Source organism: Aquimonas sp., from assembly GCF_044377145.1.
Classification (GTDB): Bacteria; Pseudomonadota; Gammaproteobacteria; order Xanthomonadales; family Xanthomonadaceae; genus Aquimonas.
Window position 1 is genome coordinate 1 of sequence record NZ_JBILJQ010000105.1, and the last position, 11,471, is coordinate 11,471.

Annotated in this window: 8 protein-coding genes; 1 reads left to right on the forward strand and 7 read right to left on the reverse strand. The window is 65.1% G+C overall.

The window, feature by feature from the left end; translation table 11 throughout:
• Window positions 1-129 precede the first annotated feature (129 nt).
• On the forward strand, window positions 130-378 hold the full coding sequence (locus ACIQ7H_RS20410; RefSeq protein ID WP_395795019.1) for a hypothetical protein: 249 nt from the start codon (window positions 130-132) through the stop codon (window positions 376-378).
• Between the two features lie 213 nt (window positions 379-591).
• Here ACIQ7H_RS20410 and ACIQ7H_RS20415 read toward each other — a convergent pair whose 3' ends face one another.
• The 7 genes from ACIQ7H_RS20415 to ACIQ7H_RS20445 form a co-directional block, all read right to left on the reverse strand.
• Window positions 592-2,172, reverse strand: coding sequence for a class I adenylate-forming enzyme family protein (locus tag ACIQ7H_RS20415; protein ID WP_395795021.1), 1,581 nt, complete (start codon window positions 2,170-2,172; stop codon window positions 592-594).
• Window positions 2,172-2,429: an acyl carrier protein gene (locus tag ACIQ7H_RS20420; RefSeq protein ID WP_395795023.1), complete on the reverse strand. Its 258-nt coding sequence runs from the start codon at window positions 2,427-2,429 to the stop codon at window positions 2,172-2,174. The genes ACIQ7H_RS20415 and ACIQ7H_RS20420 overlap by 1 nt, the downstream gene beginning before the upstream one ends.
• Before the next feature lie 107 nt (window positions 2,430-2,536).
• Window positions 2,537-3,304, reverse strand: coding sequence for an acyltransferase (locus tag ACIQ7H_RS20425; RefSeq protein WP_395795025.1), 768 nt, complete (start codon window positions 3,302-3,304; stop codon window positions 2,537-2,539).
• Window positions 3,305-3,641: 337 nt separating this feature from the next.
• Window positions 3,642-3,908: a phosphopantetheine-binding protein gene (locus ACIQ7H_RS20430; protein WP_395795027.1), complete on the reverse strand. Its 267-nt coding sequence runs from the start codon at window positions 3,906-3,908 to the stop codon at window positions 3,642-3,644.
• Between the two features lie 355 nt (window positions 3,909-4,263).
• Window positions 4,264-5,271, reverse strand: coding sequence for an NAD-dependent epimerase (locus tag ACIQ7H_RS20435; RefSeq protein ID WP_395795029.1), 1,008 nt, complete (start codon window positions 5,269-5,271; stop codon window positions 4,264-4,266).
• A 273-nt stretch (window positions 5,272-5,544) separates the two neighbouring features.
• Window positions 5,545-9,642 carry a TIR domain-containing protein gene (locus ACIQ7H_RS20440; protein ID WP_395795031.1) on the reverse strand — a complete coding sequence of 1,366 codons (4,098 nt, stop codon included), beginning with the start codon at window positions 9,640-9,642 and terminating at the stop codon, window positions 5,545-5,547.
• A 3-nt stretch (window positions 9,643-9,645) separates the two neighbouring features.
• Window positions 9,646-11,307, reverse strand: a complete 1,662-nt coding sequence (locus ACIQ7H_RS20445; RefSeq protein WP_395795033.1) for a WD40 repeat domain-containing protein — start codon at window positions 11,305-11,307, stop codon at window positions 9,646-9,648.
• Between the last annotated feature and the right edge of the window lie 164 nt (window positions 11,308-11,471).

Sequence of the window (11,471 nt, forward strand, 5' to 3'; positions counted from 1 at the left end):
GCGAGCGCACATGCGCCCGCCACCGCCACGCCTCCGAACACGCCATCGACCGGTCCTCCGTTGGGGAAACCGGAGACGGTCGGGAGAATCAGGTAAGGAAGGTAGGTGAGGTGGGCGGACGCTTACATCGTGACTGCCAACCTCAGAGATTTTCCACCCGAGGCTCTCGGCGTCTATGGACTCTGCGCCATCCATCCCGATGACTTTCTGATTGCGCAGCTTGATCTGGATCCCCTACGTGCGCTCGCCGCGTTCAAGGAAATGCGTTCGCGCTCGAAGTCACCACCGTTGACGCCGGACGAGTTCGCAACCGCTTTCGAACGCAACGGCCTGGCTGCCATGGCCGAGCGCCTGCGGGAGGCGGCTGAGCTCATCTAGCGTGGTAATTCTGGTTAAGCCGAAGAACTACCCTGGCTGGCCCGAATTGCGCCCGGGTCTCGCTGAGCTGTTCACGTTATCGGCGCCGGACGCATGTCTCCGACTTCGCCGAGCTTGAAAGCGGCTCCGCACGGAACCAGTCAAGTTCGGCCCGCTCGCGCCGTCGGGGCCCAATCGCCATCGCGTTGGTCGCCGCGACGAGCACGGCGACCGCTACTCCGCGCCGAATTCCCGCCCCTCAGCCTCGGCCTGCAGGCGCGCGCGCTGGATCTTGCCGGTGTCGGTTTTCGGCAGCACTTCGCGGAATTCGATGTCGCGCGGGACCATGAAGTCTTCGAGTCGGCTGCGGCAGTGCTGCAGGATCTCGCGTGCGCTCAGCGCGCTGCCCTCGGCCAGCACCACGACGGCGCGGATGGCGTGGCCGAGGACGTCGTCGGGCACGCCGATCACGGCGGCCTCCTTGATGCCGGGCAGGGCGTACAGCGCGGCCTCGACTTCCTTCGGCGCGACCTTTTCGCCGCGTGATTTGATGATGTCGTCGCGGCGGCCGACGAAGTAGACGTAGCCGGCGCTGTCCATGCGGAACAGGTCGCCGGTGTGCAGCACGCGTTCCCACGGATAGCGGCCGGGCTTCAACGCTTTGGCGGTGGCGGCTTCGTTGCGCCAGTAGCCCTGCATCACATGGCCGCCGCGGACGACCAGCTCGCCAACGGTGTCGGGCGGCAGCGGCTGTCCCGCTTCATCGGCGACCCAGATCTCGGTGCCGGGAATGGCGATGCCGACGCTGTCCGGGCGGGTGGCGAGCTGCCCCGGCGGCAGCCAGGTGCAGCGCTTGGATTCGGTCATGCCGTACATCGAGAACACCCGCGCGCCGGCGAAGATCTGCTGCAGTCGGGCGATGTGCGTCGGCGGCAGCGCGGCGGCGGTATTGGTGATGAAGCGTACCGGTGCTGCCCACCCCGGCTTGAAGGCCTTCATCTGCACCAGCATCGCCGCCATCGTCGGCACCAGCGGAAAGCCGGTGACGCCTTCAGCGGCCAGCAGCGGCAGCACCTTCTGCGGAAACGCGAAGCTGCGCTCCAGCACCAGGGTGTAGCCGCACAGCACCGCCATCAGCAATTGGTACAGGCCGTAATCGAAGGCCAGCGGCAGCACGCTCAGCACCACGTCGTGCTCGCCCACGTCGAGATAGCTGCTGATCGAACGCGCGGCGAACAGCACGTTCTGATGGGTCATCATCACGCCCTTGGGCTCGCCGGTGGAGCCCGAGGTGTAGACCAGCATCGCCAGGTCGATATCGATGCCGCGCGGTGCGGCGGGCAGCGGCGCCACCGGCAGCATTTGCCAGGCCGACCAGGCGATCGTCGGCAGCGGTGCAGGTATCTGCAGGCCGGCCTCATCGCCGTCGATCAGCACGATCCTGCGCAGGCTTGGCACCTGCGCGGCGGCCTCCAACGCGACGCCCAGCAGGCTGGCCTGGGTAGTCAGTACGCTGGCTTCGCAGTTGTTCAGCACCCAGGCCAGCTTGTGCGCCTTGGTGCTGGGGTTGATCACACTGAACACGCCGCCGGCGCGCAGGGTGGCGAAGATGCTGACGCAGGTTTCGATCCGGTTGTCGGCGAAGATCACGCAGCGCTCGCCGTTGGCGAGGCCGGCATCGGCGACGAGTGCGGCGGCACAGCGCTCAACCTCTCTGTCGAACCCGGCGTAGCTCAGGCGCTGATCTGCGCAGACCAGGGCAGTGTGCTGCGGCCTGCGCGCGGCGGTATCACGCAGGCAGGCCTCGAAACGCATCACGGCGCGGCGGCCGCCTGTTTGGCTTCGATGTAGCGCACCAGCGCGTTGATGCCGTCGATGTTTTCCGGCAGCACTTCATCGTCTTCGACGGTGAATCCGAACGCCTCTTCCAGCCAGGTGACCAGGCTCAGCACGCCCATCGAATCGATGATGCCGGCCTCGAACAGGCTGGTGTCCGCCGCCAGCGGCGCATCGGTGCTGGCGGGGAACTGGTCGGCAAGAAAGGCGCGGACCTGGGCTTCGATCGGGTTCATGCGGGGTGTCTCGAAAAGGCTGGAAACGGCTGGCCGCGGAGAGGCCTGTCAGGCTCGACGCGGCCCTGGCGCGCGAGGCACGGCCGCAAGGCGCCGCATCCTAGCATTCATGCGGCCGGTGGCTCAGTAGGCTGAGCCGCGGTGGACACTTCGGTGTGTTCGACCGCGCTCGAACGCGTCAACACGCCGATCCGACGCGCCGGGTTGCCGGCCACGACGGTGTAGGCGGCCACCTTGCCCGAGACCACGGCGCGCGCCGCAACGATGCTGCCCTCGCCGATCTCGCTGCCGGGCATGATCAGTGCACCGCTGCCGATCCAGACGTTGTCGTGGACCACGATCGGCCGCACCTCGCCATCGGCCGGTGGCGCGCCGGCCAAGCGCAGGGCGGGGTCGCTGGCATGGCCGCCGGAGTCGCGAAGGCTGACCCCGTCGGCGATCTGCACGTGTCGACCGATGCGGATTTCGCGGCCGATCACGAAGCTGGTGTTGTGGGCGATGTCGCTGTAGTCGCCGATCTCCAGCCGCGGCCGCGCGACGAAACTGGCGGCATAGCGGATTTCGATCAACCCGCTGAAGCGCACGTAGTCACCCAACACCAGTTCGCCGTGGCCCAACACCCAAGGCACGTAGATGCCGGCGGTGACGCCTTTGCCGTAACGGCTGCAGTACGCCTTGAGCAGCGGCTCGGCGATCAACTTGCTGCGCAGGAAATACAGGCCGGCACGCAGGCCGACAAACACCCACAGCAGCGGCCGCACCAGCACCCGCGGCGCCGGCAGGGTGAAGCGGCGCAGCCGCTGTCGCAGCCCACGCAGGCCGGTGGCGGCCGGGTGCGACGAGCGTGCCGCCCAGTGGCGTACTCGGGCGTGCACGGTCAAATGCCGTGGTCCAGCGGAACGCGCATCGTTACGGGGCAAGCAGGAACAGGAATCATGGGTACCTATTCATCGGTAAGAACAGCGCCGGGCGCGCATGAACATACGTGGCCCGGCGCGGGGTGGCGGTTGCAGCTCACCTGCCACCGGCGGGTGGTGAGTGAGGAGGCTCGCCGAACCGCCGCGGCCCAGTGCGAAGCGGCATCGGAACGCGACGCCGCCTCGGAGTGTTGCAAAAACTGTACCCACAAGCACCTGGGCGGACTGCACCGAGCGAGCGGCGACCCCGTCTCAGCCCATCGCGAGCCCGCAGCGCGTTGGTCAAGCAGACGCGTCACGCCGTGCGGCCGAACAGCCGACGCAGCCAGCCGAGCGCGGCTCGGCGCGGAGTGGCCGCCGGGTCGAGGGCCGGTTCGTCGTGCGCCCGATCCAGCGCAAACCCGCGCAGACGGGTCTGGCCGACCCGCAGCAGCGACCGCCGACGCCCGCACAGGGCCTCGACCCGACAGACCCTCGACAGCGCCAGCAGCGAATGTCCGCCGAGCTCAAAGAAGGTCGCATCCGGGTCGATATCGACCTCGCGCAGCAGCTCACTCCGCACAGGGTGATCATCAGCTGCTCGAACTCGGCCGGTTGGCTTGGGGCATGTGCAGCCGTCGAGTGTTGGGGCAGCGATGAGGTGGCAGGGGCCGTCGACATATCGACGGCCGCCACCGCCGCCGCAGTTGCCGGCCGCTGCCCCGGCGTAGCTGAGGCAGCGGCTGGCGAAGATCGGCGCACTGCATCCGCGCTGCTGGCGCGTGCGTAACGGCAGCCAATCGCTCAGCGCGCTGGTTGGAAGTGTTCGTGTGCCTGACGATGTGCTCATGCCTTCGCCCCGCTCCTACACACGTCCTGCGGACGGCCCGCCCTGGACAGGCTGCGGGCTGGGCCAGCCGCTGCAGTCCCGCCCCAGCTCAGACCCCATAGAACGCCCGATACCACTCGACAAAGCGGGCGATGCCGACCTCGACCGGAGTTTCCGGCTGGTAGCCGGTGTCGCGCATCAGCGCGGCCACGTCGGCTTCGGTGTCCGGCACATCGCCCGGCTGCAGCGGCAGCAGCCGCTTCTCGGCGGTGCGCCCCAGCGATTGTTCAATAAGCTCGATGTAGCGCGACAGCTGCACCGGCCGATGATTGCCGATGTTGTAGACCCGGTACGGCGCGGCGCTGCTGGCCGGGCTGGGCTGCAGTGGGTCGAACGCCGGATCGGGGCCGGGCACGCGGTCCAGCGTGCGGATCACGCCCTCGACGATGTCGTCGATGTAGGTGAAGTCGCGGCTGTGGCGGCCGTGGTTGAACACGTCGATCGGCTCGCCGGCTAGAATCTTGCGGGTGAACAGGAACAGCGCCATGTCCGGCCGGCCCCAGGGCCCGTAGACGGTGAAGAAGCGCAGGCCGGTGGTCGGCAGCGCGAACAGATGGCTGTAGGTATGCGCCATCAGCTCGTTGGATTTCTTGGTCGCGGCGTACAGGCTGAGCGGATGGTCGACGCTGTCCTCGACCGCGAACGGCAGCTTGCGGTTGGCGCCGTAGACCGAGCTGGAGCTGGCATACACCAGATGCTCGACGCCGCCGTGGCGGCAGCACTCGAGAATGTTCAAAAACCCCACGATGTTCGCGTCGATGTAGGCGCGCGGATTCTCCAGCGAATAGCGCACGCCGGCCTGCGCGGCCAGATTCACCACCCGCTGCGGGCGGAACGACGCGAACGCCTGCTCCAGCGCCGCGCGATCCTCCAGCGAGGCCTTCAAGAACGAGAAACCCGCCCGCGGCGTCAACCGATCCAGCCGCGCCTGCTTCAGCGCGACATCGTAGTAATCGTTGAGATTGTCGTAGCCCAACACCTCATCGCCGCGGTCCAGCAGGCGCTGGGTCAGATGAGAACCGATAAAGCCGGCCGCGCCGGTGACCAGGATGCGCATGCGTTGGGGGGTTCAGGGGAGACGGGGCATCAGGATAGCAGTGCGGCGGCAAAGCGTGTTTCGCGTCAAATTTTTTGCGAATCCGGGCAGGCGGGTTTGGAATGGCCGAAGCTAAGGCGCCCGTTCCAGCAGATAGCTGTCGCGCCCGACCGAGACCGCCTTGTAACCATCCCTGCAACCTGCAACAGATGCATTGAAGGGGCCTGGCGGCGGCTGCTGGTACGAGCGCGGGCGAGCCCCGCGACGCCGACGCTTCTTGAGCAATGCGCTCCCTCAGATCGCAAATCCAAAGCGCGTTTTCTCCAGCTGCTTGTTCTGCCTGTCAATGGCATTTTTCAAATCGCGATGGAAATCTGCCTCGAAGCGGGCAGTGTCCGGCAGTGCATGCGCGGGCAACTCCTTGTCTTCCCACAGACGTCTGCGCAGATCGACCCACTCACACTGCATATGCCAGCTGCCCCAAGCCTCAGGCCAGGTTGGCGCCGAGCGGAAGCGGCGATACCAAGCGAGGGCGAGCTCATCGGATGCATACAGCGCAAGCGCGTGCTCGAAGCCCTTGGCCATCCAGCCGCCATGCGACTGTGTGGCTGCCGTAACGGCAGCACGCTCGGCTGTGACGCCGATCATGGCGGCAAGGGTTGCGGTGCGCAGTTGTTGATGGGGAATGGACGACGGATCCAAATTTGCACAGGACTGCAGCCAGTCTGAGCCCCGGCCTTGCTTGGCTGCCACCACCAGTTGCAGTAATTCGGCGTCGTTCTCAATGTCGTCCAGCAATGCATTCCAGATTTCGCGAGCTTCGGGACTGTCCGGGGTTTTGAAGGCGATGAGGTAGCGATTGTTGATGCCGTTCGTTGTGCTACTGAATCCCGATTGACGGATAACTGCCTCACGCATCAAGTCCAGCCATCTCGCTGTCTCTTGAGGAACCAATGCAAACGCCAGTTCGATGGCGCGTGCAGTGCGGTACGAATCTGGCAGTTCCATAATGATTGCTGGTAACTGTGGATATCGTCGGACCGTTTCTCGAAGCACGGTAGGGTCCGGCGAATTGGCCAGGGATTGATGAATCTCAGAAGTGTCGGACAACAGAAATTCACTCATCCGTTCCGCGCGCTCGGCGGCTAGCTCGCTTTGCGCGGGCTCAGCTGCAAACCGCCAATGGTCCGGATGGCAGCGCGTCCGCAGTGCCTGCGGACCCAGCGTGGCCGAAGCGGACAGCACCGCACTGCGCGCCCTCTGCGTCTGAATGTAAGGGTCGGTGTCGGCCACATATGACCAATCTAGATCGATCATATGAACTGCCAGTGCGTCAAGCCGCAGCCAATGGGAAAGGCGCAACAACCAATATTCGGTCGCAGGTGGCAGCGTAAACTTGGACAGCGAAGGAAGCGCGTTCGCAAGGGCTGACTTGAGCGCCTCCGAATCACCTTCACTCCATGCCAGGCACAGCCATAATGCAATTCTTCCGGCCTTCGCGGATTGTGGATCGCGCACCAGCCGCTTCACCAACTGGGCTGCCGCCTCTGCAGTGAGGGATGCGGCCAACAGTTCATCGTCGGAAAGGTCCATCAACCGCAAGTGACGCAGCATGGCCGCCGTTCGACGGGCTTGGGGCAGCTGCCAGACACCTGCAAGGCTGAGTAGACTGCATTGACTGTCGCCAATGTCCGATCCCTCACTCGCCCGAACGCGAAGGCGCCGTGCCTGCACTGGTGTCAGCAGCGGAGCCAGACGCGCCAGCTCGGTGCCGAAAAATCCAATGGGCTTATCGGGGTTGGTAGCGTGATCAATCAGGCTTGCGATGTGCAGCTGCAGGCGATGTGGCGACCACAAGGCAAGTGCTGCAAGCTCCGGTTGGCGAATGTGCAGGCCGGCACTGTCCACATGGGCGTGCAGGCGGTTCAGAGCATCGGCGTCGGGCGACTGGTTCACATCAACCAGACGACGGTACGCTGAACCCTCTCGATGCTCCGACCCACCTCCTTCTTCGGGCAACTCAATGCGTCGCAAGCACACCGGCGTCGGCCACATCGCACGCAACAGTTTGGCCATGCTGTCGCGCAATTCACCGATGTCCACACGCTCAGCGACGCTGGCCCAGATCGGCTCCAGCAGCGGCCACCAGTCTTCCGGGCGTTTGCACACCCACTTGATCAGCGGGTCCCAGCCATCGGCGGGTTGCACAGCGACTGCGACGATCAGTGCGTTCAAGTCGATAGCGCGTGGGTCCAGTGCACAGCGTTTGGCCACTTCCAGTCCCAAGCTCCGCAACCGCGCCTCTTTCGATCCGGCTTCACGCAGACCGCCGACCAATCTCTGGCCCTGCTGGAAGCGCAAGCGCCGCTTTTCAACTCGCGCCTGATTGCTTGGGCCGGTGAAGGATTCGGCGGCGAGATCCATGCCCGTGAACCACTGATCGAGTCGCCGCAGGAAAGCCGTTCGAATCGGATCGGCAGGCTCTGCTTGAAGTGCATCCGCCAGCCAGTCTTCTGGATCGTTCAATGCAGCGGACTGCGCCAGCGATCCGAGCTCGGGCAGCAGCCAGCGCAGCTGACGACGCGGCGATGCGCCTCGGTTGTAGCGCCGCTGCCATTCCAGAAAGAGTGCGCTCAGCACCGGATCGCCGTCTGCGCGCACTTTGCCGGCGCCATCAATGCGCGGATGCAAACCGGCAGCAATCGCGTGCCCCAGAGCCTTGCCGGTGGTGTCGTCCTGTCCGTCGGCAAGCGTCCGGGCGATCTCCTCACGCAAGTCATCAAGATCGGACTTGCCCGTGTCGCGCAGGATCTGCAGCAGCCGCAGTCCGATCGCCACACTGGCGGCCTGCTCGTCGATCCGCAACTTGGCGTGGTCCCGGCGGATCAGGCCCTGATCACACAGCAGCTCCAGTTCCCGCGTCACCTCGGCGTCGTCCAGCGCCGTGCAATGCACTTTCAGCACATCACGCGTCAGCGGTGACTCCGCAAGGGTGTTCTTTCCCAAGTCCTGCAGGAGTCCGCAGTAGTCGTCGAAGCTCAGGCGGGCATGTTCGGCATCGCCACGCTGCTGCAAATCGAGCAAGAGCACCAGCGCATAGCTCAGTTCCCAGCCTTGCAGTTTCTCCGGCGGAATGCGGGCTGCCGCGATCAACATGCGCGGTTTGCGCAGCTGCTTCGCCACTTCCGGATCCAACTGCGCCCATGCAAAGCCCAGCCGCTCAGCCAGCGCCCTGCACTCCTTGTCGGACCACAAGGGGATGCAGAGCTCTTGGCACGCCGCACTGAGACTGCTGGAGCTGATGCGATGCTTCCACGCATGGCTGCGCACAGTGACCAGCAGCCGCCACGGGCGCTCCCGCTCAATCAACTGAGTCGCTTCCTGCAGCAGGCTGCGCCAGTTGATCCCGTCCGCCTCTTCGGGTTCGTTCAACCCGTCGATGACGATCAACAAGGGTTGCGCCAGTGCCAGCTCGAGTTCGGCGTCGCTGACCAGTCGCGGAGTTCGCTCGCAGTCGAGTCCATGTGACCGCGGTGTACCGGCCTTCAACAAGGCCGCTACACCCGGCGCAAAACCAAGCCGCCATGCCGGATCGCTCGCGTCGGCCAGCAGCACGGGTCTATCGCTGCAGCGCAGCAATAACCAACCCAGTGCGATGGTCTTGCCGACGCCTTCTTCGGCGTGCAAGACGCACACCGCCTGGTCTGCCTCCAGCGCCTGCACCAGCATCGGCTTCAGCTCTGGCCGCTGCACCGCATCGGTCAACCCCTTGAACTTGCTGCGCCAGGGTTCCTGAGCGCTACGAGCATCCAACTGCCTCGCCAGATGCTGCTGACAGCGGCGGAGCAGTCGCTCACCGAAACGCGGCAGATAGTTCGTCAGATCCGTACGCAACTGGTCCAGATCAGCACCGCGCGAGACCGCGTGCCAGCGCAGCGAGTGCGTGTCGGCCAGCGCCTGGACGACGCGGTACGCGCTGGTGTCTGCGGGGAATCGCTGTGCGTCAGCTGAAGTCGCCGCCCTTGCCACATCCAGCAAGACCGGCAACAGGACCTTTCCACTTTCCAGCGCCATACCCAGTTCGCGCATCACTTCGTCCACGTGGTGTTCGCGGTGACGCTCTTCGATCTCTTCCAGCCAGCCCGCGGAGAGCAGCACCACCATCACCGCCGATCCAGCGACCACCTCATCAATGCGCCCACGCCAATGCTGACCGGCGCGCAGGCATTCGTGATCGATGAACACCGTCTCGCCGAAAGCCCGCGACAAGTGGTCGTACCGATGCGCCGCATCCATCGCCGACGCAGCGCGGCGATAGCAGATGAAGATGTCGAACTCGGGCACGGTGGTCACCAACGCCTTTGTGAGCGGGGCAATGGCTTCGCGATCCATGGCTCAGTTGGCAGCCTTAGCGATTTGATTGAGCACAGCTTGTGCCTTGGCTCGGTCTTCCGCGCGGGCCGTTGGAAGTGCCAGCGCGATGTGCGCTGCTGTGCTCGCGTTCTCCGGGTCTTTGTCGATCAGCAGGATTTCTGCCGCGCGAGCGGCGAGGCGGGCGTCATTTTCGAAGCGCGGGAAGCTCAGGCGTTTCCAGAGTGCTTTGGTTTCGGCGCGGGTTTCGAAGACAGAAAGGGCGAGCAGGATGAGCGGGTGGCCGGGGTCGAGGTTGTAGGCGTCGTTGAGGATTTTGGGGCTGTAGTTCGGGCCGTCGGTTTCTTCGGTTTGCGGGCGTTCCAGCACCCAAGCGATTTCACGTTCGATGTGTTTCGGAACGGTGATCTGGGAGAAGGGCGAGATGGTGCGCGTGGCAGGATCGGCAAAATGCCAGCGCACAAGTTGGTCCTTCTTCGTGGTGCCTTGATCGGCTTTGGCCCTGACTTTGCTGATCAAGGCGATCAACTCCGGGCCGGGGAGCCATTCGAGTTGGCCATTGTCGGCGACACGGCGGCCGGAAAGGGCGATGAGGTCGTCCGCAGTGACGGGTGCACCGAGCATGTCGGCGCTCTGCGCGTCCCAGATGCGCGCCGTGCCATCCATGCTGGCCGTCACCACGCGCGTGCCGTCGGGGCTAAACGCGGCGGAGGTGACCGCTTCCTCGTGCTTGAGCGGGGCGCCGATCGCCTGCCCGCTCTGCGCGTCCCAGATGCGCGCGGTGTTGTCAAAGCTTGCCGTCACCACGCGCGTGCCGTCGGGGCTGAACGCGGCGGAGTTGACCCAGCGCTTGTGCATCAGCGGGGCGCCGATCGCCTGCCCGCTCTGCGCGTCCCAGATGCGCGCCGTGCCATCCATGCTGGCCGTCACCACGCGCGTGCCGTCGGGGCTAAACGCGGCGGAGGTGACCGCTTCCTCGTGCTTGAGCGGGGCGCCGATCGCCTGCCCGCTCTGCGCGTCCCAGATGCGCGCGGTGTTGTCAAAGCTTGCCGTCACCACGCGCGTGCCGTCGGGGCTAAACGCGGCGGAGTGGACATCTTTCTCGTGCTGGAGCGGGGCGCCGATCGCCTGCCCGCTCTGCGCGTCCCAGAGGCGCGCGGTGTTGTCAAAGCTTGCCGTCACCACGCGCGTGCCGTCGGGGCTGAACGTGGCGGAGCTCACCCAAGCTTTGTGTTCGAGTACCGACTTTAGCCTTGGTGAAGTGCGTTGCTGCACCGCGAGCTCTGCCTCATTGGCTGCGACCGTGAAATCAAAGTCAATCGACTCAGCCAAATAGGCCACGTAGTTCTCGCGCTCACCAAGAACCAGTTGCTCACGTGCTCGCCCCTGCGCCCGCTCCGCCGCTTGCTTCAGCCCTTCCTGGGCTTTCTGCGTGTGCTCCAACGCCTGCCAGCCGCCAATCAAGGCCAGCAAAAACAACACCGCCATCGCCACCGAAACCAGGCGTGCCCGCCGCTGCGCCGCTTTGGCCTGTTTAGCAACCCATTCCGCCGCCGCCAAATGCTCGCGCTCTGCCGCCGCCAACCGCTCTGCCTCCACCCGCTCCGCTTCCGCTTTCTCCTCCGCCTCTCTCCGCTCCCGCGCTCGCGCGACCAGCGGCACCAGCAAGTCATGGGTCAGTTCCACTCGCGGCGCACCGGCACGTTCTTCAATGGTCAGTAGCTGTCAGATCCCGGACGATCGCGTACCTGCTTGACGAAGAGTTCCGGGTGGGTGGATTGCCAGCGTTTGAGCGCCAGAACCGGAGTCTCGTGGTTGAGCGCCTTCTGTGGCAAGTGGTGGTTGTAGAG